Here is a 24,773-nt window from a genome sequence, read left to right as displayed (position 1 = left end):
TTTGCATATCTGCGGGGCTATCCATGACACGCGATCCCGCGCTTGAAGCCAGAATGCTTCATGATCTTGGCTATCCCGCAGACATCGCCAGCAAGGCGATGTTTGGCGGACTATGCTATATGCTGAACGGCCACATGCTTTGTGCGGCGCGCAAAGGTCGTGCCATGTATCGCGTCGGTCCAGACGCCCAAGACAAAGCTCTTACATTTGCCGGAACCGAACCGATGATCCAAGGCGGTCGCGCAAAGCGTGGCTTTATCTGGTTGTCCGGTGACCCGCTTGAAGACGACGGTTTGCGTCGTGCCTTGGCGCGAATGTCGCTTGAATTTGTCTCTCACCTGCCTGCGAAAGATGCCTAGATGCTGATTTTGACGTGCCCTTATTGCGGCGTCGCCGCCGAAGAAACCGAACTGGCCCCTGGGGGCGAAGCGCACCTGAAACGCGTCGGGCCCGATGGCGATGATCAGCAGTTCGAGGCCTATATGTTTGATCGCAAGAACGAAAAAGGCGTGCATTTCGAACGCTGGCGCCATGCCTATGGCTGCGGCAAATGGTTCCTGGCAGCCCGCGACACGAACACATTGCAGGTCTATGGCACCTACAGGGCCCAGACCCCGCATCCGACCGATGACATCGTCGCGGCGATCCGCAAGGTTAGTCCCGACTGGAACCCTGACTGGACACGCGCCGAATGACCTATACCGCTCCTTTCCGCCTGCCGCAGGGCGGCCGCCTGATCGACCGTGCCTTCCAGATCCCGTTCCGATTTGACGGACGCCATTTGCGGGGCCTGGAAGGTGATACCCTGGCCTCGGCCATGCTGGCGAACGGCCAGATGCTGATGGGCCGGTCGTTCAAATATCACCGCCCCCGCGGCCCCATTGCCAGCGGTGCCGAGGAACCGAACGCCCTGTTCGGTCTCGGACAAGGCGGCCGGTTCGAGCCGAACCAGCGCGCGACCACCACAACGCTTCTGCCGGGGATGGTGCTGGGCAGTCAGAACTGCTGGCCCTCGCTGGACGCCGATATTGGCGCGGTGAACAATTGGCTGTCGCCGATGTTTCCGGCGGGCTTTTATTACAAGACCTTCATGCATCCGCGTCCGTTCTGGAAGCATGTGTTTGAACCCATCATCCGCCGCAGCGCGGGTCTTGGCCGTGCGCCGACCGATCCTGATCCCGATCGTTATGAACAGGCCTATGCTTTTGCCGATGTCGTCGTCGTGGGCGGCGGTATCGCGGGATTACAGGCGGCGAAACAGGCTGCCGACCAGGGCCAGCGTGTGATCGTGCTGGGACAAAGCCCCATCTGGGGCGGCAGAACCCCGGTCGATCACAAAGGTGGGGCAGCGGTCGTCAATGCGCTGGTCGCCGATCTGGAACGCCGCGAAAACGTCACCATGCGCCGCAACACGATGGCGACCGGGCTATATGACCACGGCTATCTGATTGCCCGCGAGGCCCTGGCGGATCACGACCCGAACCAGGGCATCCCCCGTCAGCGCCTGTGGCGCATTCGGACCCAGCAGGTCGTCACTGCAACCGGCGCGCTGGAGCGTCCGCTGGCTTTCGCCTGCAACGATGTGCCGGGAGTGATGCTGGCCTCGGCCGTGCGGGATTTCATCGTGAATTACGGTGTCGCGCCGGGCAAGCGTATTGTTGTCGTCACCAATAATGATGACGCTTATCGCACGGCGCTGATCGCCCATGATTCGGGGCTGGAGGTTGCTGCGGTCATCGACGCCCGCCCGACTGCCGACAGCGAATTGGCACAGGCCGTGCGCGCCGCCAATATTCCGGTCCTGACCGATACCGGCATCGCCAAGGTCAAAGGCGGTCGCCACGTCGATGGTGTCGTGCTGTGCAGACAGCAGGGTGATGGCCAACAGATTGGCACGCTGGATTGCGATGTCGTTGCCATGTCCGGCGGCTGGTCGCCCGTCGTTCATTTGTGGAGCCATTGCGGCGGCAAGCTGTTGTGGGACGAGGCAGAGGCCATGTTCCGCCCCAATCCCGAACGTCCTCCCCTGGGCGCTGATGGCCAAGGCAACGTCACCGCCGTCGGCGCCGCCAATGGCGATCTTCGCGCCGCGGGCGATCTGGAACGGCGCGAACTGCCGACCATGCCCGTCTGGGTCATGCCTCAAAACGCGCCCTATAAGCTGCGGGCAAAGATGTGGCTGGATTTCCAGAATGATGTGAAGGTCAGCGATGTCCAGCTGGCCGCCCGCGAAGGCTATGCATCTGTCGAACATACCAAGCGTTACACCACGCTTGGTATGGCAACGGATCAAGGGAAGGTCAGCAATATCAACGGTCTTGCGATCCTGTCCAACGCCCTGTCGCAACCCATCCCGGCAACCGGCACAACGACTTTCCGTCCGCCCTATACGCCGGTGACGCTGGCTACGATCGCTGCCGATGCGCGGGGCGATGCGTTTCAGCCGCTGCGCAAGACGCCGATGCATGCCTGGCACGAAGCGCATGGCGCATCCTGGGAACCCGTCGGCCATTGGCGGCGTCCCTATTGTTATCCGCAGGCAGGCGAAGATCGGGACAAGGCGGTCAACCGCGAGATTTTGGCGGTGCGGCGCAGCGTGGGCACGCTGGACGCATCAACGTTGGGCAAGATCATCGTCAAGGGGCCGGATGCGGGCAAGTTGTTGGACATGCTGTATACCAACATGATGTCCACGCTGCCGGTCGGCAAATGCCGCTATGGCCTGATGTGCAGCGAAAACGGGTTCCTGATGGATGACGGCGTGGTGGCACGCCTGTCTGACGATACCTGGCTGTGCCACACGACCACCGGCGGTGCGGACCGTATTCACGGTCATATGGAAGATTGGCTGCAATGCGAATGGTGGGACTGGCAGGTATATACCGCCAACCTGACCGAACAATATGCGCAGATCGCCGTCGCCGGCCCCAAGGCGCGAGAGCTGTTGCAGCGTCTGGGCGGCGATATCGACCTGTCGCAAGAGGCGCTGCCCTTCATGACATGGGCCGAAGGTCAGATTGGCGGCATACCTGCGCGGATTTACCGGATCAGCTTCTCGGGCGAGCTTAGCTATGAAATCGCCGTTCCTGCCGGTCGCGGTCTGGAGCTGTGGGAAAAACTGCACGAGGCCGGACGCGATCTGAACATCACCCCCTATGGAACCGAGGCGATGCACGTGATGCGCGCCGAAAAGGGCTTCATCATGATCGGCGATGAAACCGACGGCACCATCATTCCGCAGGATCTTGGCCTTGGCTGGGCGATTTCGAAGAAGAAGCAAGACTATATCGGCAAACGTGCGCAGTCGCGCAGCTTTATGAAACAGCGGTCCCGCTGGCAGTTGGTCGGTCTGGAAAGTCTGGATAAGCGGATCATTCCAGACGGTGCGCTTGCCGTGGATGAGGGCACGAATGCCAATGGTCAGCGCAAGACACAGGGGCGCGTTACCTCTAGCTATTATTCGCCGACGCTGGATCGTCCGATCGCCATGGCCCTGGTGCGCCACGGTCCCGACCGGATGGGGCAGGAGCTGGAGTTTCCGATGCCCTCGGGCGAGGTGCTGAAGGGACGGATCGTCGATCCGGTATTCTATGACAAGGAAGGGAGCCGTCTGAATGGCTGACGCGCTTGCAACAATCACCCGCGCCGAAAACCTTGGTATGGTAACGATCCGCGCCGATTTCGCCCGCGCAGGCGATGCGATTGCCGAAGCCGTGGGATTGGCCCTTCCGGACGTCACGCGGATCACGACCGATGACAGCCGCAGCCTTGGCTGGATGTCGCCCGATGAACTGCTTCTGATCTTGCCAGTTTCGGAAACGGCCGGGGCGATCGCGGCTTTGGAACAGGCGCTGACCGGGGAACATTCGCTGGTGGTGAATGTGTCCGATGCGCGTGCCGTCTTTGACGTGGTCGGCCCGCATGCCACGGATGTTCTGGCCAAGCTGTCCCCTGTGGATTTCGTGGAACTGCCACAGGATGGATTGCGTCGCACCCGCGCCGCCCAGACAGCGGCTGCGATTTGGCGAATCGACGGCGGGTTCAGGCTGATCGGTTTCCGCTCAACCGCCGATTATCTGGGGCTGATCCTGAATAACGCGACCCTTGCAGGCAGTCAGTTGGCCCCGCGCTGATCGGCATTTGCCGACGAAAGGGGCGTGACAAGCCTGTTCGTGCCTCTTTCATCTGCTCTGGCAGGAACCTGACCTAGTGGTATTGCGTTGTCCCGGTGAATGCGGGACTGTGCGCCCGACCGAAACTGCCACCCTTTCAGAAAAGGACCGTAAAATGGCTTTCACGCTTCCCGATCTTCCTTATGCCCATGATGCGCTTGCCGCAGGCGGCATGTCGAAAGAGACACTGGAATATCACCACGACAAGCACCACAAGGCTTATGTCGACAAGCTGAACGAGCTGATTGCCGGCACCGAATGGGAAGGCAAGTCGCTGGAAGATATCGTTACCGGGACCTATTCCAAGGGCGCGGTTGCGCAGAATGGCATTTTCAACAATGCCAGCCAGCATTGGAACCACAGCCAGTTCTGGGAAATGATGAGCCCGGATTCGGGCGCCATGCCAGCCAATCTGGAAAAGGCGATTGTTGATTCCTTTGGTTCGGTTGATGAATTCAAAAAGAAATTTGCCGAAGCAGGTGTTGGTCAGTTCGGCTCTGGTTGGGTCTGGCTGGTCAAGAATGCCGATGGCAGCCTGGAGATCACCAAAACCGAAAACGGCGTAAACCCCCTGTGCTTTGGTCAAACCGCGCTGCTGGGCTGCGATGTCTGGGAACACAGCTATTACATTGATTTCCGTAATGTGCGCCCGAAATATCTGGAAAATTTCCTGAACAATCTGGTCAACTGGGATAACGTGGCATCGCGTCTGTAATCGCGATCAGTTTGATGATCTGACTTGAACCCGCTGCATCTTGCAGCGGGTTTTTCTGTTGCCTGCTGAAAGATATTATTTGACTTGGAGGGATGTAGTCTGAAAAGGTAAGCATGATTTCCCCAAAACGCCCGAGGACAAATGCCGATCATCGCGCAAAGTAATGGTTGGACGATATCCTCTGATTTGGGGCAGCCTGTGATTGGTGGCGAAAACCCTGCCGCCGAGGGCGCGGTCAGTTTCTGGATAGAACAGACCACTGCCAGTTCAAAAACGGTTTTCGTCGAAGTGATGCCTCTGTCGGGCGATGTCGCCGATTTTGATGGAGTATCATGGTCACATGCGGCTGGCCGGGCCGAACAGCCGCCCCTGTCGAAACAGTTGCTGCTGGGTGCGGACGACCGCTTTGCATTTCAGCTGAGTGCGAAGAATTTCGATAGGCTGAACGAGGTTTTCGAACTCAAGGTCTATGAAAGCAGCGGGCAGGCATCCTGGGGACATGACCCCTTGATCGAATCCACGTTTTCCATGCCTGAAGGTGTGGTCGGACCCAGGCTGGTTGCAGACCATTTTGATTTCAGCGCTGTTGTTGAAAAGGAAGTCATCTTTGATTTTGAAATGGCGCTGAACAAGATTTTGCTCAATCATCCGACCCCGCCCGAAGCAGATAACAGTCTGGCAAAGCCGGACGGGTATTTGATCGAGCATACCCTGACCGCGTCTGAACCCCATCACGATGCAGCTTTGGCTGCGATCAATGAGGGCGATTTCATTTTCGCTTGATCAGATGGCGATGCAGCCACGCTGCGGCATTGGCATTTCCTGTCTTCGCGGTATATGACCAAACGCAACAAAATTTTGCGGAAGGCGCCGATGGCCAACCAGAACGACAGTTTCATTGACGAGGTATTCGACGACCTTCGCCGCGAACGGCTTTTTCGGCTGTATCGCCGTTGGGGTTGGCTGGCGCTGCTGATCATTCTTCTGATCGTCGGCGGTGTGATCTGGCGCGAATACAGTCAGGCGCGGGATGCGGCAAACGCTCGGGAGTGGGGTGATGCTGTGCTTGCGGCGGAAGATGCGGGTGATCCTGCCGCGATCATGCAGGTCGATCCGAATGGCGCAGAAGGCCGCCGCGTCGTGGCTGCCTTGCTGGCCGCGGGCGATTGGGCAGCCGCCGGTGGCAAGGATGCCGCGATTGAGGCTTTGCGTGCGGTTGCCGGCGATCCGGAAACCGATACGGTGTTGCACGATCTGGCCGAATTGAAGCTGGTGATGTTGCAGGGCCGCGATATGGAACCGGCAGAACGTGACGAAATTCTGTCGCGCTTGTCACGCACGGGTGCGCCATTCGAACTGCTTGCGCTGGAGCAAAAGGCTGTCGCACTGATTGATGCTGGCCGCAAAGATGATGCCATCAGCCTGATTCGTCAGATTCAGCAAAAAGATGGCCTTAGCGAAGGCTTGCGCCGTCGCCTGTCAGAGATGATGATCGCTTTGGGCGAAGAGCCTGAAATGACCGAAAGCACGATTGCGGGCTGATTGCCACGTAGCCAATAATAAAGAGACGAGGGAGAGGCGAGTATGACCGCCATGCTGCGATTGACCACGGCCCTGACCGTTGTTGCGCTTGGCCTGTCGGCCTGCGGAGAACGCGAAGTGATCCTGCCCGGTGAACGGCTTGATCCGCTTGCCGTAACCTCGCCCGACGGGCCCGCGATCGAAGGACCGGCACCGGTTACCTCGACTGCGCTGTCGCTGGCCGCACCGCAGACGAATGGCGAATGGTCGCAGCGCGGCGGAAATGCCGCGCATCAGCCGGGGCATGTGGCGCTTGGCGCCGGAACCACCCGCATCTGGTCGAACAATATCGGTTCAGGCAATGATCGCCGTCACCGGATCAGCGCTGATCCGGTTGTTGGGGGCGGGCTTGTCTATACGCTGGACAGCCGCGCACGCGTAACCGCCTCGCCAGTTTCGGGCGGCACGGCATGGTCCACCGATGTTACCCCGGCATTGGAAACGTCCTATAGCGTGTCGGGCGGCGGTGTTGCCTATGAAGCTGGCAAGGTGTTTGTCACCACAGGTTTTGGCGAGCTGGTGGCACTTGACGCACGTTCGGGCGGCGTGTTGTGGCGGCAGCGGGTCGATGCGCCGATCAGCGGCGGTCCCGCGGTCCAGAATGGCGTTGTCTATGTGACCGCGCGCAACAATGTCGGCTGGGCGGTGCGTGCATCGGATGGCAAGGCATTGTGGCAGGCTTCCGGCAACCCCTCGAATGCGGGGATCATGGGGGTTACGGTTCCGGCCGTGCAGGGCAATACCGTGGTCTTCGGCTTTTCCTCGGGTGAGTTGATGGCGGTCAATACTGCTGACGGCTTGCCAGTTTGGACCTCTCAGATCGCAGGGACACGTCGTGGCCGCGCCTATACTGCCATCCGCGATGTCACCGGTGATCCGGTGATTTCCGGCGGAAATGTATTTGGCGGCAGCTCTGCCGGGCGCATCAATTCGGTCGAACTCAGCAGTGGGATCGAAAACTGGTCCAGCCGCGATGGCGCAAATAGCCCCGTCGTTGTGGCAGGCGGTTCGGTCTTTGCCGTCAATGATCAGGCACAGCTGGTGCGTCTGGATGCGGCAAGCGGCGGCGTGATCTGGCGGGTCGACCTGCCATATTACACCGATACCAAGCCCAAGCGTCAGGACAGCATCTATGCCCATTTCGGCCCGGTTCTGGCCGGCGGTCGACTGTTCGTGGCATCATCTGATGGTGTGCTGCGGGCGTTTGATCCAAGGTCAGGACAGCTTGTCGGCCAAGGTCAGATTCCGGACGGCGCGACCTCGGCCCCTGTGGTTGCCGGTCAAACTCTTTACGTCGTGTCCCGCAAGGGCCAACTGCACGCATTCCGATGAGCTTTACACTTGCCATTGTCGGTCGGCCTAACGTCGGCAAATCAACGCTGTTCAATCGTTTGGTTGGTAAGAAGCTGGCTTTGGTCGATGACCAGCCGGGTGTTACCCGTGACCTGCGCGAAGGGGCCGGTCGTCTGGGCGATCTGCGCTTTATCGTCATTGATAGCGCCGGTCTGGAAATGGCCGAAGATGACAGCCTGCAAGGTCGTATGCGCCGCCTGACCGAACGTGCGGTCGACGAGGCTGACGTTTGCCTTTTCGTCATTGACGCGCGTGTGGGCGTCACGGCTGCCGACGAATATTTCGCTGAAATTCTGCGCCGTCGCGCCAAACACGTTATTCTGGCCGCCAACAAGTCCGAAGGTCGGGCTGGTGAGGCGGGCGCGATGGAAGGTTACGCCCTTGGTCTGGGCGAGCCCTTGCGCATCTCTGCCGAACATGGCGAGGGGATGGACGACCTGTATCGCGCCCTCGTCCCGCTGGTTGACCAGATCGAGGCCGAACGTCCCGCGCCCATCGCCGCCGAAACCGATGTCGATCTGTCCGATGAGGATGCCGAGTCCGGCGAGGGGGAAGAGGCTTGGCGCCCTTCGGCTGAACGCCCGTTGCAGCTGGCCGTCATCGGCCGTCCGAATGCCGGAAAATCGACGCTGATCAACAAGATCATCGGTGAGGATCGTCTGCTGACCGGCCCCGAAGCCGGGATCACCCGCGATTCGATCAGTGTGACGACCGATTTCATGGGCACGCCCATGCGAATTTTTGACACCGCCGGGATGCGCAAGCGCGCCAAGGTCACGGACAAGCTTGAGAAACTTTCGGTCGCCGATGGTCTGCGCGCTGTCCGCTTTGCCGAAGTGGTCGTCGTCCTGCTGGATGTCGCCATTCCGTTCGAGCAGCAGGATCTGCGGATTGCCGATTTCGCGGAAACCGAGGGGCGGGCCGTTGTGATTGCCGCGAACAAGTGGGATCTGGAAGACGAAAAGGCCGAGAAGCTGAAAGAGCTTCGCGAAAGCCTCGAACGTCTGTTGCCTCAGCTCAGGGGTGCGCCGATGGTTACCGTATCGGCCCGCACGGGCAAGGGGCTGGATCGTCTGCACAATGCAATTCTCAAAGCGCATGAGGTCTGGAACCGCCGGATCTCGACCGCGCGCCTGAACCGCTGGCTCGAGGCGATGACGGAAAGCCATCCACCGCCCGCACCGGGCGGTCGGCGTATCCGGCTGCGCTATATGACGCAGGTGAAAACGCGCCCGCCCGCCTTTATCGTCAAGGCCACGCATACGGATAAGCTGCCCGACAGCTATCAACGCTATCTGATCAACGGGTTGCGTCAGGACTTTGACATGCCCGGCACGCCGATCCGCCTGTTCTTCCGCGATCAGGGGAATGACAACCCCTACAGGGCCAAGGCGAACAAGATCAATCAGTCGGGCGCCTTGTCCAAACACAAGAACCGGCAAAAGCCCAAGGGCAGCTAACTGGCGGCGCGGATCAGCATGACGGCCATTGCCGAAACGCTGAAGATCGCCGCCAGCGCGACAACCATACTGCCACCCATTGTCGCGATGGCCAGACCGCAGAACACCAGGATCATCGCGATGGCATAGCTGATCCTGTGGTTCAACTCATGCTGGACGATAACGCCGATAACCGCGCCGAAGATCAGGACGATACTGGCCGTGACGACCATCGACAGGCCGAACTTTCCACCTATCAGGGACAGCACGGTGATGCTGCCAACACCCGTGCTCCATCCAGCGAAAAAGCCGATCGCTGGCCGGCGAATACTTCCATCGCGCAACGCTGCGGCCAGGCCTGCGTTCAACATCACCAGTGCCCCGAGCGTGGCCATGACCGGGCTTTGGTCATAGGTCCAGGGCCAGATCGCCCCGACGATCAGCGCGACACCGAAATACAGACACGACGGACCGTTCCTATCCTTCCCAGGTTCGACAAGCCTTAGAATGGCATCAAGGATCAACAGCCCCCATAGGCTGATCAATAGCGCCCAGATGACAGGGTTCTGTGGATGCAGGAATATATGGGGCAAATCCGCAATCTGCGATGTCTGGGGCATGACGACCGCCGGGTACATCAACAGCGTACTGGTCGCGGATGCGGTAGAGGGGGCGACCTCGGCCTGCGAAGACAGTGCAAATGCCAGGCCGCTGCCGACAAATGCCGCCACCGCCGCCAGATATGCCATGTCTTTTGCGCGTTCCATTCCGACCAACGCCTTTGGAGCGCGCCCGGTTTCCAGTGACCGCGGCGATTATGCGGATGATGGCGCTAAACTGATCAGACCAGCTTTCCGTCCGCCTGCAACCGTGTCGCGCCGCCAAGATATGGGTGCAGCGCCGCAGGGAAAGTGACCGACCCGTCGGCTTGCTGGCCATTTTCCAGCACAGCGATCAATGCGCGCCCCACAGCCAGACCCGATCCGTTCAGGGTATGAACGAACTCTGGCTTGCCACCGCCTTCGGGGCGATAACGGCCATTCATCCGACGCGCCTGAAAGTCCCCGCAATAGCTGACACTGCTGATTTCACGATACTTGTTCTGACCGGGCAGCCAGACTTCAAGATCATGGGTGATCCGCGCACTGAAGCCCATGTCACCGCTGGACAGAACCATCGTGCGATATGGCAATTCCAACGCCTCAAGCACCGCTTCGGCGCAGCGGGTCATACGGGCATGTTCGTCCAGGCCACTTTCCGCATCGGTGATCGACACCATCTCGACCTTTTCGAACTGGTGCTGGCGCAGCATCCCGGTGGTATCTCGGCCTGCGCTGCCTGCCTCTGAACGGAAACACTGGCTATGCGCGACCATGCGGCGGGGCAGGGTGGATTGATCGACCAATTCACCATGGACCGTATTGGTCAGCGTCACTTCCGAGGTCGGAATCAACCAATACCCTTCGCGTGTCTGATAGCTGTCCTCACCAAATTTCGGCAATTGCCCGGTGCCAACCATCATGTCTTCCAGAACCAAAATCGGGGTCCAGGTTTCTTCAAGCCCATGTTGGGTGACATGCAGATCCAGCATGAATTGGGCCAATGCGCGGTGAATGCGGGCGACTGCGCCTTTCAGCACGACAAAACGGCTGCCCGAAAGCTTGGCCGCAGTTTCAAAGTCCATTCCGGGCTTTACGCCGGCGATCTCGAAATGTTCGACCGGAGTAAAATCGAAATTACGAGGATTGCCCCAACGGTGCAGCTCGACATTATCATTTTCATCCACGCCCTCGGGGACGCTGTCCAAAGGCAGGTTGGGGATTGCCATCAACAGATCGCGCAGACGATTGTCCAACAGCGCAGCTTCGGCCTGCATGCGCGACACATCAGCCTTCTTTTCGGTCACCAATTGACGCAAACGCTCGAATTCTGCCTCGTCGCCACGTGCTTTGGCGGCACCAACTTCCTTGCTGGCGCGGTTCTGGTCGGCCTGGGCGGTTTCCGCCTCGGCAATCCGGGCGCGGCGCTCTGAATCCAGCGACAGAACCTGTTCCGATATTCCTGCCAGCCCACGGCGCTGCAGGGCCGCATCAAAAGCCTGGGGGTTTTCGCGGATGGCACGAATATCATGCATGTCTGTCACCGTCCTGGTTTAGAAGTGCCAACTGCCTAACGCATCCCGACACCCGACAAAAGCCCGTCCCCATCTTCTGTGCTTAAATATCCAAAAACGTCACCAATAGGCGACGAAGATGCGATCTAGCGCCTGATGATACCGGCATTTGCCATCAGTTGACCGATAAGCGGATAGAATTGGTCTTTTCCGGCATAACCTTCGACCCGACCCAACTCGATCCCATCTTGCAGCAGGATGAAGGTGGGCGTCATCACGGGGCGCCGCTCCAAGGCCAATCCGTTGGGATAGGGGCCGTCGATATCGACCGCCACGATCGGCGCGACTTGCCCGGTGGGAGATTGGGCGTAGCTGGGACCGACTTCGGCATCCCATGCGGCGCAATACAGACAGCCATCCCGCTCGATCATCAGCAGACGCACGCCTTTGGCTGCATCGGCCCAGGCTGCCGGGACCTGCATGAACAGCATGGCCAGCAGGCTCAGGACAGAGAAACGGAAATGGCGCAGCATGATGCTGATCCTTTGTCAGGGGGCTTTCACCGGGTTAACCGTTGCCAGCACAGCCGACAAGTTCGTCGTCATCAAACTGTGGCGAGAAACCGTGCCAAAGGGGGTGCTCTTGGCTTTTGGCTCTGTCCCGCCTATCCACACATAAGCCAAGCCGCGAAACAGTGACGGGATCATATGGACGATCTTTTGAACCGGCTGATACAGGGTGACCGCCGTGCACTGTCGCGGGCGATCACCCTGATTGAATCAACACGCGCAGATCACCGCGCTCGTGCCGTTAACCTGTTGGCGGGCCTGCCAGATCGTCAGGCGCTTCGGATTGGCATGTCGGGAACGCCGGGCGTTGGCAAATCCACCTTTATCGAAGCTTTCGGCACCATGCTGACAGAACAGGATCTACGTGTCGCGGTGCTGGCCGTCGATCCGTCATCCACCCGCTCGGGTGGATCAATCCTTGGCGACAAGACCCGGATGGAAATGCTGTCGCGCAACCCGATGGCCTTTATCCGGCCCACGCCGTCAAACGCGCAGCTGGGCGGTGTGGCGCGCCGAACGCGAGAGGCGATCCGGCTGTGCGAAGCGGCGGGCTATGATGTCGTATTGATCGAAACCGTAGGCGTCGGGCAGTCCGAAACGCTGGTCGCCGAGATGTGCGACCTGTTCGTCCTGTTATTGGCCCCGGCAGGCGGGGATGAATTGCAGGGCGTCAAGCGCGGCATCATGGAAATGGCCGATCTGATTCTGGTCAACAAGGCGGACGGCGACCTGCTGCCGACCGCGCGTCGCACTGTGGCCGATTACGCGGGGGCCTTGCGTCTGTTGCGCAAGCGCCCGCAAGATCCTGAAGGGTTTCCGAAGGCGCTGACGGTATCGGCCACGACGCAAGACGGCCTGCCAAAGGCGTGGATGGAAATGCAGGCGCTGACCGAATGGCGTCGCGAACATGGGTATTTTGATCAGACCCGTGCCCAACAGGCGCGGCATTGGTTCATGGCGGAACTGCGCGCCGGATTGCTGGCGCAACTGGAAACCCCCGAGGCACGCGCCCATCTAAAAGACCTGGGCGATGCTGTCGCACAAGGCGATGCCGCCCCGGCCGAGGCCGCGCGGGATATGCTGGATTGGCTACAGAAAACGACACAGAATTAAACGCCCGATTTTGCGGTCAGCCTGGAATGCGAATCGGTTAGAACAGGCATATCAAGAAGGAAACTGGTCATGTCTGTTTTGCCAAATTCCGATACGCTTTATGCCGCACTTGTGGCGCGCGATGCCTCTTACGAAGGGCGGGCCTTTGTCGGGGTCAGGACAACCGGGATTTTTTGCCGTCTGACCTGCCCGGCACGAAAGCCTTTGGCGACGAATTGCGAATGGTTTGGCAGTGCGGCCGATGCTGCCGCCGCAGGATTTCGCCCTTGCCGCCGTTGCTATCCCGTTGGCGCAACTGCCGAGGGCGACCCGATCATCCGCGATCTGACCGCGCGGCTGAATACCGATCCTGGATATCGCTGGTCCGAGGCTGATCTGACCCGGCTTGGCTATGATCCGTCGACGGTGCGGCGTGCATTCAAGCGTCATTTCGGGGAAAGTTTCCTGACAATGGCACGGGCGGCACGTTTGCGCAGCGGACTGACCAGTCTGCAGAAAGGATCCATGATGATTGATGCACAACTGGATGCCGGATTTGATTCGGCTTCGGGCTTTCGGACGGCCTTTGCGCGCCTGTTCGGTCATCCCCCACATGAAATGCGCAGCCCCTCCGACCTGCGGGCGGACTGGATCGACACGCCGTTGGGCGGAATGATCGCGATTGCTGATGACCAGAGCCTGCATTTGCTGGAATTTGTCGAACGCAAGGCCCTGCCCGAAGGGTTGCGCAAGCTGTCGGCGCTGACGGGCGGGCGCATCGGCCTTGGACGCACGACTGTCCATGACAAGACCGAAGCCCAGTTGCAGAACTATTTTGCGGGACAGGCCGCCATGCTGGATGTGCCCGTTGCCTTGCACGGCACCGATTTTCAGCAACAGGTCTGGCGCGCATTGCAGACGATCCCGGCGGGCGAAACGCGCAGCTATGCGGAACTTGCCGCCCAGATCGGACGCCCGACGGCGACCCGCGCCGTCGCCCGCGCCAATGCCACCAACCGGCTGGCGCTGGTCGTGCCCTGCCATCGCGTCATCGGTGCGGACGGCACCCTGACCGGCTATGCCGGTGGTCTGTGGCGGAAAGAGAAACTGATCCAGATCGAGCGTCGCTATGCAGCCTGACATTCTGTTTCGCGAATTGCACCAACCCGGAAACCCGGTCGTTCTGTTCAATATCTGGGACGCCGGATCGGCCAAGGCGATTGAAGGGGCAGGGGCCAAGGCTTTGGCAACCGGCAGCGCCTCGGTCGCGGGGGCGCTTGGCTATGCCGACGGGCAGGAATTGCCGCTGGATCTGTTGCTGACCGTGGTCGCGCGTATCCGCGCCGTTTCCACCCTGCCGCTGAGCGTCGATTTCGAGGCCGGCTATGCCGACGATCTTACCCGGATCGCCGATAATGCCGCGCGTCTGGAGGCGCTTGGTGTGGACGGGATCAACCTGGAGGATGGTATCCCGCCCGAAGCGGGCATCCGGTCTGCGGCCGAACATGCTTCCCGAATCGCGGCTATACGCGACCGAACGAACCTGTTCGTCAACGCGCGAACCGATTTGTTCCTGCAAAATGCGGCTGAGCGTCACGCCGATCTGATGGATGATGCCCTTGGTCGCGCGCATATATATGCGCAGGCGGGGGCCGAGGGGTTCTTTGCCCCCGGTCTGGCGGATCCTGACCTGATTGCCCGCCTGTGCCGGGAATGTTCCTTGCCCGTCAATATCATGGCGTCGCCGCGCACACCGTCTTTGGATCGGTTGGCTGCGCTTGGCGTGGCACGGGTCAGTCACGGGCCTTTCCCGTGGCGGGCTGCGATGGCAGGGTTGGCGCAGGCGGCAGGCGAAGAGTTCAGGATTTTGGCTTGACGTTCACGCGGTCTTTTTGTAACCACCGGCAAACGGAATTCCGGGCGCTGCCTCGCGGCGCCCTTTAACATTAGGACGGACCCCATTGCCGGGAACGCCCGCCTAGCTGAGACGAAGGAAGAAACCATGTCGCGCGTTTGCGAACTGACCGGCAAAGGTCCGATGACCGGCAACAACGTTAGCCACGCTAACAACAAAACCCGTCGTCGTTTTCTGCCGAACCTGAACGATGTCACGCTGACCTCGGAAGCCCTGGGCCGCAACTATTCGCTGCGTATTTCGGCTGCGGCGTTGCGCTCGGTCGATCACCGTGGTGGTCTGGATGCGTTCCTGGCGAAGGCCAAGGATGCTGAACTGTCAGAGCGCGCGCTGAAAATCAAGCGTGAGCTGGCCAAGAAATCGGATGATGGCGCAGCCGCGCTGGCCTGATTTCTCAGCGATTTGAGACGATTTGACCCCGCCCTTACCGGCGGGGTTTTTCGTTTTTGGCAAAGTGAATTGCGATGGCGCTTGGTCGCGGTTATAGCAACGTTGATCCTTGGAAGGCCGCGATCTTGTTGCAACGCTTTACCTATCTTGCGCTGATCCTGTGCGTCGTCATGACCAGCATCGGTTTGGGCGTGGCGCGTGGCACGGTCATGATTGGCGGTCAGATCGTTCTGTGCACGGGCGACGGCGTTGTTGTTGTCGATGACCCCAGTGCGCCCGGCACGATCCATACGCATATCTGCCCGGATATGGCCTTGTCGCTGCTATCGGGCGCGTTGCCGGATCACGCTGCCTTGCCGGACCGGCTCGCCCATTCCTTGCATGTTGCGATGCAGCAGCAAGCCGCGTTGGTCAGTCGCGAAGTTCCGTCAGGGATTGCGCGGGCACCTCCGACGCTTTGATTTCTTTAACGTAATCAAAGCTTAGATCGAGGAATATGATGAAACTCTATGTTTGTGCCGCACTTGCGGCAATGATGCCCCTGACTGCTTTTGCCCATGACGGAATGGCCGTCGAAGATGCATATGTCCGCAGCACGAACCCAAAAACGGCCGGCGCGTTCATGGTGCTGGACAACCACCGCAAGGTCGCCTGCACATTGGTCGGGGCGTCGTCCGACGCTGCCGAGCGGGTCGAACTGCACACCCATCAGGAAGCCGATGGCATCATGAAAATGATGAAGGACGAGGACGGCTTTCCGATTGATCCAGAGGCAAGGCACGCCCTGGACCGCGGTGGCGACCATATCATGATGATGGGGCTGACGCAGCCGTTGGCCGACGGCGATGTGGTCAAACTGGTGCTGGATTTCGGCGATTGCGGCACGCTGGACGTGGAAGCACCGGTCGACAATCAGCGCACGCCCGCGGAAGCATCCATGGACATGGGCGAAATGGATCATAGTAGCCACTGACCTGTTGCAAGGGCGGCTGCAGAGCCGCCCTTTCTACTTCTGATCCAATAATGCGATAACAGCAGGGCCAAGCACCTGCACCATCAGCTCCACCCCCTTGGCCGAGGGGTGGATGCCATCGGCCAGAACCAGATCGCGTTGACGATCTTTTGGGGCAAAGGTCAGGGGCGCGTAAAGATCGGGCAGCAGAAGTGCCCCATGGCGTTCCGCCAGACGGGGCCAAAGGTCAATCCAGGATTGCCGCCATTTTGCGTCGCCATCGACAGGATGAACACCGACCAGCAGAACGGGTCGGCCCCCTGCACGGGCGTCTTGCAGAATGACATCCAGATTCGTTTCGGCCGCGCGAACGTCCCATCCCATCAGCATGTCATTGCCGCCCAGTTCAATGACCACTGCATCGGGGCGGTGGCGGGTCAGAGACCACCCGATCCGCACCCGCCCGCCATAGGTCGAATCGCCTGAAAGCCCACCATTCAAGACGACGGTGGGTCGGTTATGTGCGTCCAGATAGTCCTGAAGGCGCGGTACCAACCCGTCGCCAGGCCGAAGCCCGTAGCCCTCGGTCAGACTGTCGCCAAAGATCAACAGGCGCGTCGGCGCTTGGGCGGTTGCAAGACGGGGCAAAGCCGTTATTGCAGCCGTGATTGTCAGAAAGCGCCGACGCCCGATCATGCGGCCCGCCGCAAGCGTAACGCATTGCCCACGACAAAGACCGAGGACAAGGCCATCGCGCCCGCCCCCAGCATCGGCGACAGCTGTGGGCCACCAAACGGCACCAGCACGCCCATCGCCACTGGGATCAGCGCCGTATTATACGCAAACGCCCAGAACAGGTTTTCGCGGATATTGCGCATGACCGCGCGGGACAGGCGGATCGCACGGGCGACGCCCGATGGATCGCCCGACATCAGAACCGCATCGGCGGATTCAATGGCGATATCGGTGCCCGTGCCAATCGCGATGCCGGTATCCGCTGCCGCCAGCGCAGGTGCATCGTTGATGCCGTCGCCCACGAAAACAGAGCCTTTGCCCATCTCTTTGATGGCCCTCAGCTTGTCATCAGGCATCAGCCCGCCGCGCACCTCGTCGATCCCGACCTTGCGTCCGACGCTGTCGGCGGTTGCCTGAACATCGCCGGACAGCATCATCGTGCGCAGGCCCAGATCGTGCAATTCGCGAACCGTTTCCACCGCCTCGGGACGGATCGGATCGGTCAGGGCCAGCGTTGCGCGATGCTGTCCGTCGATGGCGACATGAACCGGCGTCGCAGCCTCTGTCCGCAAAAGCGTTTCCAGGATCGTGATGCCAGCCTCTTCCAGGGCTGCTGCGTTTCCGATCAGCAGATCATGCCCATCGACCTTGGCCGACAGCCCACGACCGGCTGTGGCGTGAATGTCCCGCGCATCAGGCAGCGACAGGCCCCGCTTTTCCGCAGCCGAAAGAATTGCGGCGGCCAGGGGGTGTTCCGAATGCGCCTCGGCTGCTGCGATCAGGCGCAGGGCATCGTCTTCGCCGATGCCATCAGTCCACAGCCCAGTGACTTCAGGATGACCTTTGGTCAGTGTCCCGGTCTTGTCAAAAGCGACCAGCCTTGCTTCGGCAAGCCGTTGCAGCGCATCGCCTCGACGGAACAGGATGCCAAGCTGCGCACCGCGCCCCGTGCCCACCATGATAGAGACGGGGACGGCAAGGCCCATCGCACAGGGGCAGGCGATGATAAGCACGGCAACCGCCGCGACGACGGCATGGGCCAGATCCGGGCCGAACATCATCCACAGGATGAAGGTCAGAACGGCCAGCCCGATCACGGTGGGCACAAAGATGCGCGTCACGCGGTCGACCAGCGCCTGCACCGGCAGCTTGGTGGCCTGCGCATTTTCGACCATCTGGACGATCCGCGACAGCGTGGTATCTGCGCCGGTGGCGGTTACGCGAAATGTCAGAGAGGACATTCCATTGACCGTGCCGCCCGTGACCTGATCCCCGATGGTCTTGGACGCGGGGATCGGCTCGCCCGTCAGCATCGCTTCATCGACGGTGCCGCTACCTTCGATGATAACGCCATCGACGGCGACGCGTTCACCGGGGGCAAGTCGCACCAGATCACCCTGATGAAGCTGGGCTACCGGCACCTGAACTGCCACACCGTCGCGCAGCGCGGTGGCTGTGTCCGGCGTCAATTGCATCAACGCCCGGATTGCCTGTCCGGCCTGACCTTTGGCGCGCGCCTCTAGCCAGCGCCCCATCAGAATCAGCGTCACGATCACCGCCGCGGCTTCAAAATAAACGAAACGAGAGCTTTCCGGCACGAGGGACGGCATCAGGGTGACAACCGCTGAATACAGAAAGGCCGCGCCCGCGCCCAAGGCCACAAGGCTGTTCATCTCTGGCCCGCCGCGCAGAAGGGCGGGTATGCCGGTCGTGAAGAAGCTGCGTCCGGGCCCAATCAAGACCAGCGCTGTCAGGATCATCTGCATGATCCACAACGGCTGCTGACCAATATTCATGTAAAGCCAGTGGTGGAAGGCCGGGAACAGGTGCCCGCCCATTTCGGTGATGAAAACTGGCAGGGTCAAAGCCAGCGCGATCAGAAACCTGCGCTTCAACAGTGACGCTTCATCTTCGTGGTGGTGCTGATGTGTCGGCGCATCATCCTGGACCAAGGCGGGATAGCCCAGCTTGGTCACCACGTCGGCGATCGTTTGTCCTGGTAGATCCGGCGCGTGCCGCACATTCGCGGTTTGCGCCACAAGATTGACCTGCGCCTCGGCAACGTCTGGGCGTGCGTTCAACGTCCGTTCGATTCGGCCTGCGCAGGATGCGCAGCTCATCCCGTCGATGGACAATTTGGTTGTGACCAGTTCCGGGGGATAACCCGCCTTGGTCAGCGCGGCATCAATGTCGGGCAATTTCGCGCCATCCAGTGACATATGCGCGCGTTTGGTGATCGGGTTGACCACGATGTCACTGATGCCGGGCAGGGTGGTCAAGGCACGCTCGACACGGCCAGCACAGGCTGAACAGGTGATCCCGGGGATCGAGAGGTCTAATTTAGATAAGGTCATGGCTGTTTCCACAAATCATGCGTTTTTGGCGAAGCATGTTTGGGAAACGAGGGGGCGCCTGTGGCCGTGCGGGATCATGGATCAGCAATTGGGGGCGCGCGGTGTCACGCGCATCGCGCAGACGCTGCAGCCCTGCGGGCAAACGTGCCGCAAGTGTCCGGTCTGCCAGATGACACCGGCACGCACGGTCACCACGACCGCGGCAAAGATGCCGGGGGCGGGGGGCTGGTCTGCGCGGGGGTTGCGCCGCGTGACAGCAGGATGCGGGTTCATGTGCCATGGGGTAAAGATGTGGCCAATCGGGCGCGCCTTCAAGGGCTGTTGCACAAGAACATCGTCGTGAATTGCGTTCACCCCATATTTTGCAGTAAATGGACTGAAAGAACCAATATAAACGCTGAACAGGACGAGCATTCATGAAACGTCGTGAGTTAATGTCGCTGGCCGTGCCCTTGGCTGCGGCGGTTGCCCTTGGTCCAACGCTGGTGCAGGCACAGCAGGCCGCCTCTGATCCCTATGTTCCCACCGAAGTCGCCATCCGCGAGGATTTTGAGGTTGGCAGCATTGTGGTCGTCAGCAAGGATTTTTTCCTTTACCATGTCATCGCACCGGGTCGCGCGATCCGCTATGGCGTCGCTGTCGGCAAGGCCGAATTGGTCTGGAAGGGCAAAGCCACCATCGGTCGCAAGGTCGAATGGCCAAGCTGGCGTCCGACGCAGGAAATGATCCAGCGCAATCCCGGCCAATACGCCAAATGGGCGGATGGCATGCCCGGTGGCCCGCGTAACCCGTTGGGCGCACGCGCGTTGTATTTGTATGACGCCAACGGCAATGACACCGCCATCCGCATCCACGGCACGACCGAGCCGGGTTCGATCGGGCGGGCTGTGTCGAACGGATGCCTGCGGATGCGCAACGAAGCGGTGATGTCGCTTTACGATCAGGTTCCGCTTGGGACACCCGTCTACGTCTTCTGATACGTGACCTTGAAACTGATACGTGTTCTGGACCCCGCTTTCGCGGGGTTCGACGACATTATCGACGTTCGCGCGCCTTCGGAGTTCGCCGAAGATCATTTGCCCGGCGCGATCAACCTGCCGGTTCTAAGCGATCAGGAACGCACACGGGTCGGCACGATTTACAAACAGGTTTCGCCCTTTGATGCACGCAAGATTGGCGGTGGGCTGGTCGCCGCCAATGCGGCGCGACATATTTCGGGGGCGCTGGCGGACCGGGGCGGATCGTGGAAAGCATTGATCTATTGCTGGCGTGGTGGCCAGCGCTCGGGCAGCTTTGAAACCATCCTGGGCCAGATCGGCTGGCGAGTGAACCGTATCGAGGGTGGCTACAAGGCGTGGCGCAGGCTGGTCGTAGATCTGGTTCAGAACGGTCACGTGCCATCACCGGTCGTCGTGCTGGATGGGAACACCGGCAGCGCCAAGACCGCCATCCTTGCCAGGCTGTCAGCCCGTGGGGTGCAGGTCATCGATCTTGAGGCGCTGGCGAACCACCGTGGCAGTCTGTTTGGTGCCATGCCCGGCGGACAGCCAAGCCAGAAACTGTTTGAAAGCCGGCTGGCCCTTGCGCTTGAAGCATTGGACCCCTCGCGCCCGGTTGTCGTCGAATCGGAAAGCAGTCGGATTGGTAACCTGAATGTCCCAAAGGCTGTCTGGCAGGCGATATGCGCCGCACCCCGCATTCAATTGGATGTGCCGCTGGACGCGCGGGCGAAATTCACGGCCGACGGTTATCGCGCTATGGTTGCCGATCCCGCACGAATTGCCAGCATCATCGCAGCCATGACCACGCTTCACCCGGCCGAGCGGATCGCAGATTGGCAAGCACGGATCGCAGCGGCTGACTGGAATGCTTTGGCGCTTGGCCTGTTGCGGGATCACTATGACCCGCGCTATCGCCGCCATCGCGCAAGGCATGATGATGGGAAGGGGCGCTTGGTTGCGCTGGACAATCTGTCGGATCTGGATTTGGCGGCGGCCAAGGTTCAGGCGGCTTTGGCCACGATGCACCCTGACCAATTAGAATAGATCCTGAAGTATATTGGTCTGCTTTGCGGGACAAAGCTGCCGTTCTCTACGGACATTTAAACAGCCGAAGTTCGCGTCGATTTTTTAGAAGAAAGTCGTTGACCGGCGCTCGGCGCTCGGCAAAAGGTTGTGTTGGTGCCGCTACGCAGCTGGCCTATTCTCCGGGATCCCAAATGAAAATTTTGAAAGCCTCTTTCTTTGCCGTTGCTGCCTTTGCTCTTGTTCGACATTCCTCTGCATTAGCGGCCGACATCCAGATTACGCAGGGGGATGCGACGGCACCTTCCGTCATCGACATCACCGGACCCATCGAAAGCGGAGACGCCGACCGGTTCTATGATTTTTCGCAACGAACCGAGAGGGCTATCGTCTTTCTCCACTCGCCAGGCGGTCTCGTGGACGAGGGGCTGTCGATCGCAGCGGAAATTGGGCAACGCGGTTTTACTACGATCGTTGCGCCAGGGGCTGAATGCCACTCGATCTGCGCCGTGATCTGGGTCAGCGGCGGCAGCCGAATGATGGACAGCACCTCTACAATCGGTGTGCACGCGGCCTACCGCAATCAGGCGTTGGAAGATGGGACATCGCTGATATCTGAGTCAGGAGTCGCCAACGCCGACATCGGTTCCTTCCTCACGCATGTGGGTCTATCGCGGGAGGCCATTCGTTATTTTACGACAGCCGGACCGAATGACGTCCTGCCCATAACGCCAGCAATCGCACAGCGCCTCGACATTGACACGGCGGTGACTGACGGTAGCCTGATTAGAATGCCGGATGAGAGGCCAACGCCGCGCCGTCTAGCTTGGCAGGCGGTTACCTACATTGGACTAAGCGTTGACTGCGCCCCGCTCTTCGGTCTCGACGCTGCGTTCCTACGGGAGCAGGGCGGTCAGCGGCTTAAACTTGGCCATGAACTTTTCGGTGGAGAGCTCTTTGCTAGCTTGGTTCCTGAAATGAGCAGCCAAGTCAATTCGACAAAGGTAAGCATAGCGCTGAAAGACTGGTGCACCGGTGCTGCGACAGACCTTCACCAACAGGGTTTGTCTGTAGGCATTTCCGGGCCAGGCTACAATTGCGCAAGGGCAGCGACGAGCACGGAGCATGCAATCTGTGGCAGCTTCGAGCTGTGGCTGGAGGACCGGGCGTTGGGCTCCATCTACTCTGTTCTTCGGAATCGAAGCAGTGATGGTGAGCGCTCTGCACTGGCGGAGAAGCAGCGCATTTGGATCAGCCAGCGAGACCGTTGCGGCGATGATGCAGCCTGTATTTTGGATCGCTATAGGGCTTGGTTTCTGGATCTGAGCCTGATTGCGGCGACGGCGAACTAAACGCTTTGAATGCAAATATAGGGAACTTGCGTCCCTGTAAGCTTGATTGGCACAGGAAATGGCGATGGACGGTCACGTGGAGAGAGGAACTAGGGTCTTCAGCAAGGTCCACCGCAGCATCGCAAGTGACGGCTAAGAGCTCATACGACCAACACCGTTCCGTGGCGTCGTGAAAAATAAGGGGATGGGTTTCTAGGCGATACCTTGGATGACGTGGAATGCATTACGTGCCCACCGGGAGCATGCTCGGCCGGCAAGTATTGCCTTAGCTGTCACGCAGGAAACGGCGCAGAATACGTTCCAGTTTTGCCGCACCCAGAGGGGCCATGGCTTTGGTGTGGTCGTGACTGATGGATTCGTCGCTAAGCCCAGCACCCATATTTGTGATAACCGATATGGCGGCGCAGCGCAGTCCAAGGAAACGACCAAGGATGATTTCAGGCACTGTCGACATTCCTACGGCATCTGCGCCCAGAATTTGCGCCGCGCGGATTTCAGCGGGGGTTTCAAAGCTGGGACCGGAAAACCAGCAATAAACGCCCTCTGACAGGTCGATGCCTTCCTCCAGTGCCGCTTTCCGCAATGCGCTTCGCATCTGCACATCATGGGCGTCAGTCATCGGCACAAAACGCGCATCTGTCTTTTCGCCGATCAGCGGGTTATTCCCGGCAAAAGCGATATGATCGTTCAGCAGCATCAGGCCGCCGGGTTGAATTTCATCCCTGACGGATCCGGCCGCATTGGTCAGGATCAGCTTTTCACAACGCAGTTGCGCCAAAGTCTCAAGCGGCAGACGCATGGCATCCGCCTTGCCACTTTCGTAATAATGGGCGCGTCCACCGAAGATGGCGACGCGATGGCCCTCTAACTCACCGATCACCAGTTGCGGAACATGACCTGACACGCCTGCATGGGGAAAGCCGGGCAATTCGGAATAGGGGATGGCGACGCCGTCCACGGTGCCCGACAAATGCCCAAGTCCCGATCCAAGGATCAGGCCAAATTCCGGGGTCTCGGTTCCGGCGCGTTCATGAATGATTGCTGCAAGCTCAGCGCTCTTTGACATAGGGTTCTCCGCCCGCACGCGGCGGGATTGCACGGCCGACGAAGCCGGCAAGAATGATGACGGTAAGGATGTAGGGCAGCGCATTCATGAACATGGAGGGGATCGTAATAGGTCCGATATCCAAGTTGGGATAACGGTTCGCTATAGCCTCCAACAATCCGAAGAGGAAAGTGGCAAAAAGCGCGCTCCAGGGCCGCCATTTGGCAAAAATCAGCGCCGCCAGCGCGATGAACCCGCGACCTGCCGTCATTTCCTTCACGAAACCTGCCGACAGGCTGGTGGCAAGATAGGCCCCTGCAATGCCGCACAGGATGCCGCAGATGGCGACGGCGGCATAGCGCAGCCGTGCGACCGAGACGCCTGCCGTATCGACCGATGCGGGGTTTTCGCCCACCGCCCGCAAGCGGAGGCCGAAGCGGGTGCGGTTCAGCACCCACCATGTCAGCGGCACGCACAGGAAGGCGATATAGACAAGGATCGAATGGCCCGAGATCAGATCGGCATAGATTGGCCCGATAATAGGTGCATTCCGAATGCTGTCAGCAAAGGGCAGGGTGATTTCGCTGAACCGTGCGGGCCCCTCTAGCGACGGGGTGCGCCCTCCAAGACCGAATATCTTCTGCCCCAGCAGAACCGTCAGGCCGGAGGCCAGAAAGTTGATCGCAACGCCCGAGATCAGCTGGTTGCCCATGAACGTGATCGAGGCAACGCCGTGGATCAGCGACAGGCCCAGCGATCCACCGATACCAGCCAACAGGCCCAGCCACGCGCTGCCGGTGACATAGGCGACGGACGCAGCGGTAAAGGCCGCCATCAGCATCTTGCCTTCCAGCCCGATGTCAAAAATGCCCGATCTTTCGGAATACAGCCCGGCCAGACAGGCCAGCAGCAGCGGCGTCATCAGGCGCACGGCACTGTCAAGGATCTGGATGATTGTGTTGAAGTCCATCT

Annotated in this window: 26 protein-coding genes; 18 read left to right on the top strand and 8 right to left on the bottom strand. The window is 60.0% G+C overall.

The features are described 5' to 3' along the window. Window positions 1-23 precede the first annotated feature (23 nt). From H4P12_RS11730 to der, 9 genes are all read left to right on the top strand, one after another. Window positions 24-359: a TfoX/Sxy family protein gene (locus H4P12_RS11730; protein WP_187793846.1), complete on the top strand. Its 336-nt coding sequence runs from the start codon at window positions 24-26 to the stop codon at window positions 357-359. Further along, window positions 360-695: a sarcosine oxidase subunit delta gene (locus H4P12_RS11725; RefSeq protein WP_187793845.1), complete on the top strand. Its 336-nt coding sequence runs from the start codon at window positions 360-362 to the stop codon at window positions 693-695. Further along, the gene (locus H4P12_RS11720; protein ID WP_187793844.1) at window positions 692-3,622 is read left to right on the top strand and encodes a sarcosine oxidase subunit alpha family protein; all 2,931 of its coding nucleotides are present in this window, start codon (window positions 692-694) and stop codon (window positions 3,620-3,622) included. Before H4P12_RS11725 ends, H4P12_RS11720 begins: the two co-directional genes overlap by 4 nt. After that, complete coding sequence (locus H4P12_RS11715) at window positions 3,615-4,133, top strand: sarcosine oxidase subunit gamma (protein WP_187793843.1); 519 nt, start codon at window positions 3,615-3,617, stop codon at window positions 4,131-4,133. Before H4P12_RS11720 ends, H4P12_RS11715 begins: the two co-directional genes overlap by 8 nt. Window positions 4,134-4,287: 154 nt before the next feature. Beyond that, window positions 4,288-4,887: a superoxide dismutase gene (locus H4P12_RS11710; RefSeq protein WP_187793842.1), complete on the top strand. Its 600-nt coding sequence runs from the start codon at window positions 4,288-4,290 to the stop codon at window positions 4,885-4,887. A gap of 186 nt (window positions 4,888-5,073) precedes the next feature. After that, a complete protein-coding gene (locus tag H4P12_RS11705) occupies window positions 5,074-5,670 on the top strand; it encodes a hypothetical protein (protein ID WP_187793841.1) in 597 nt (198 codons plus the stop codon). A gap of 90 nt (window positions 5,671-5,760) precedes the next feature. After that, complete coding sequence (locus H4P12_RS11700; protein WP_187793840.1) at window positions 5,761-6,429, top strand: tetratricopeptide repeat protein; 669 nt, start codon at window positions 5,761-5,763, stop codon at window positions 6,427-6,429. 42 nt (window positions 6,430-6,471) lie between these two features. Next, window positions 6,472-7,800 (top strand): outer membrane protein assembly factor BamB family protein, encoded by a 1,329-nt coding sequence (locus H4P12_RS11695; protein ID WP_343069813.1) that lies wholly within the window; start codon window positions 6,472-6,474, stop codon window positions 7,798-7,800. After that, entirely contained in the window at window positions 7,797-9,281 is a 1,485-nt protein-coding gene (gene der, locus H4P12_RS11690; RefSeq protein ID WP_187793839.1) for a ribosome biogenesis GTPase Der, read from the top strand. Before H4P12_RS11695 ends, der begins: the two co-directional genes overlap by 4 nt. Here the strand turns inward: der and H4P12_RS11685 are convergent. From H4P12_RS11685 to H4P12_RS11675, 3 genes are all read right to left on the bottom strand, one after another. Then, window positions 9,278-10,027 carry a hypothetical protein gene (locus tag H4P12_RS11685; protein WP_187793838.1) on the bottom strand — a complete coding sequence of 250 codons (750 nt, stop codon included), beginning with the start codon at window positions 10,025-10,027 and terminating at the stop codon, window positions 9,278-9,280. The two genes, der and H4P12_RS11685, sit on opposite strands and share 4 nt — an antisense overlap. A gap of 74 nt (window positions 10,028-10,101) precedes the next feature. Beyond that, complete coding sequence (serS, locus tag H4P12_RS11680) at window positions 10,102-11,394, bottom strand: serine--tRNA ligase (RefSeq protein WP_187793837.1); 1,293 nt, start codon at window positions 11,392-11,394, stop codon at window positions 10,102-10,104. Window positions 11,395-11,519: 125 nt separating this feature from the next. After that, a complete protein-coding gene (locus tag H4P12_RS11675; protein WP_246449257.1) occupies window positions 11,520-11,906 on the bottom strand; it encodes a thioredoxin domain-containing protein in 387 nt (128 codons plus the stop codon). A gap of 174 nt (window positions 11,907-12,080) precedes the next feature. Between H4P12_RS11675 and meaB the strand changes: the two genes are divergently transcribed. The 6 genes from meaB (at window position 12,081) to H4P12_RS11645 (ending at window position 16,312) form a co-directional block, all read left to right on the top strand. Continuing rightward, on the top strand, window positions 12,081-13,055 hold the full coding sequence (meaB, locus tag H4P12_RS11670; protein WP_187793836.1) for a methylmalonyl Co-A mutase-associated GTPase MeaB: 975 nt from the start codon (window positions 12,081-12,083) through the stop codon (window positions 13,053-13,055). A gap of 69 nt (window positions 13,056-13,124) precedes the next feature. Continuing rightward, the gene (locus H4P12_RS11665; protein WP_187793835.1) at window positions 13,125-14,174 is read left to right on the top strand and encodes a bifunctional transcriptional activator/DNA repair enzyme AdaA; all 1,050 of its coding nucleotides are present in this window, start codon (window positions 13,125-13,127) and stop codon (window positions 14,172-14,174) included. Beyond that, on the top strand, window positions 14,164-14,910 hold the full coding sequence (locus H4P12_RS11660) for an isocitrate lyase/PEP mutase family protein (protein ID WP_187793834.1): 747 nt from the start codon (window positions 14,164-14,166) through the stop codon (window positions 14,908-14,910). The genes H4P12_RS11665 and H4P12_RS11660 overlap by 11 nt, the downstream gene beginning before the upstream one ends. Window positions 14,911-15,036: 126 nt before the next feature. After that, the gene (gene rpmB / locus H4P12_RS11655) at window positions 15,037-15,339 is read left to right on the top strand and encodes a 50S ribosomal protein L28 (protein ID WP_187793833.1); all 303 of its coding nucleotides are present in this window, start codon (window positions 15,037-15,039) and stop codon (window positions 15,337-15,339) included. A gap of 74 nt (window positions 15,340-15,413) precedes the next feature. Next, window positions 15,414-15,800: a hypothetical protein gene (locus tag H4P12_RS11650; RefSeq protein WP_187793832.1), complete on the top strand. Its 387-nt coding sequence runs from the start codon at window positions 15,414-15,416 to the stop codon at window positions 15,798-15,800. Between the two features lie 38 nt (window positions 15,801-15,838). After that, complete coding sequence (locus H4P12_RS11645) at window positions 15,839-16,312, top strand: copper chaperone PCu(A)C (RefSeq protein WP_187793831.1); 474 nt, start codon at window positions 15,839-15,841, stop codon at window positions 16,310-16,312. A gap of 33 nt (window positions 16,313-16,345) precedes the next feature. On the opposite strand, the gene H4P12_RS11640 is transcribed toward H4P12_RS11645, so the two are convergent. From H4P12_RS11640 to H4P12_RS11630, 3 genes are all read right to left on the bottom strand, one after another. Then, window positions 16,346-16,939, bottom strand: coding sequence for an arylesterase (locus tag H4P12_RS11640; protein WP_246449256.1), 594 nt, complete (start codon window positions 16,937-16,939; stop codon window positions 16,346-16,348). A 44-nt stretch (window positions 16,940-16,983) separates the two neighbouring features. Further along, window positions 16,984-19,380 carry a heavy metal translocating P-type ATPase gene (locus tag H4P12_RS11635; RefSeq protein WP_187793829.1) on the bottom strand — a complete coding sequence of 799 codons (2,397 nt, stop codon included), beginning with the start codon at window positions 19,378-19,380 and terminating at the stop codon, window positions 16,984-16,986. A gap of 81 nt (window positions 19,381-19,461) precedes the next feature. Further along, window positions 19,462-19,734, bottom strand: coding sequence for a hypothetical protein (locus H4P12_RS11630; protein WP_187793828.1), 273 nt, complete (start codon window positions 19,732-19,734; stop codon window positions 19,462-19,464). 62 nt (window positions 19,735-19,796) lie between these two features. On the opposite strand from H4P12_RS11630, the gene H4P12_RS11625 reads away from it, so the two are divergent. From H4P12_RS11625 to H4P12_RS11615, 3 genes are all read left to right on the top strand, one after another. Further along, window positions 19,797-20,357: a L,D-transpeptidase gene (locus tag H4P12_RS11625; RefSeq protein ID WP_187793827.1), complete on the top strand. Its 561-nt coding sequence runs from the start codon at window positions 19,797-19,799 to the stop codon at window positions 20,355-20,357. Between the two features lie 3 nt (window positions 20,358-20,360). After that, entirely contained in the window at window positions 20,361-21,425 is a 1,065-nt protein-coding gene (gene mnmH / locus H4P12_RS11620) for a tRNA 2-selenouridine(34) synthase MnmH (RefSeq protein ID WP_187793826.1), read from the top strand. 173 nt (window positions 21,426-21,598) lie between these two features. Next, on the top strand, window positions 21,599-22,756 hold the full coding sequence (locus tag H4P12_RS11615) for a lysozyme inhibitor LprI family protein (protein ID WP_187793825.1): 1,158 nt from the start codon (window positions 21,599-21,601) through the stop codon (window positions 22,754-22,756). A 265-nt stretch (window positions 22,757-23,021) separates the two neighbouring features. On the opposite strand, the gene H4P12_RS11610 is transcribed toward H4P12_RS11615, so the two are convergent. Both H4P12_RS11610 and H4P12_RS11605 read right to left on the bottom strand, forming a co-directional pair. Next, window positions 23,022-23,822, bottom strand: a complete 801-nt coding sequence (locus tag H4P12_RS11610; protein ID WP_187793824.1) for a purine-nucleoside phosphorylase — start codon at window positions 23,820-23,822, stop codon at window positions 23,022-23,024. After that, window positions 23,806-24,771, bottom strand: coding sequence for an ABC transporter permease (locus tag H4P12_RS11605; protein WP_187793823.1), 966 nt, complete (start codon window positions 24,769-24,771; stop codon window positions 23,806-23,808). The genes H4P12_RS11610 and H4P12_RS11605 overlap by 17 nt, the downstream gene beginning before the upstream one ends. Window positions 24,772-24,773 lie beyond the last annotated feature (2 nt).

Source organism: Paracoccus amoyensis (assembly GCF_014490725.1).
Lineage (GTDB): Bacteria > Pseudomonadota > Alphaproteobacteria > Rhodobacterales > Rhodobacteraceae > Paracoccus > Paracoccus amoyensis.
The sequence above is the reverse complement of the archived record's forward strand: the minus strand, read 5'-3'. Positions and strand labels throughout refer to the sequence as shown.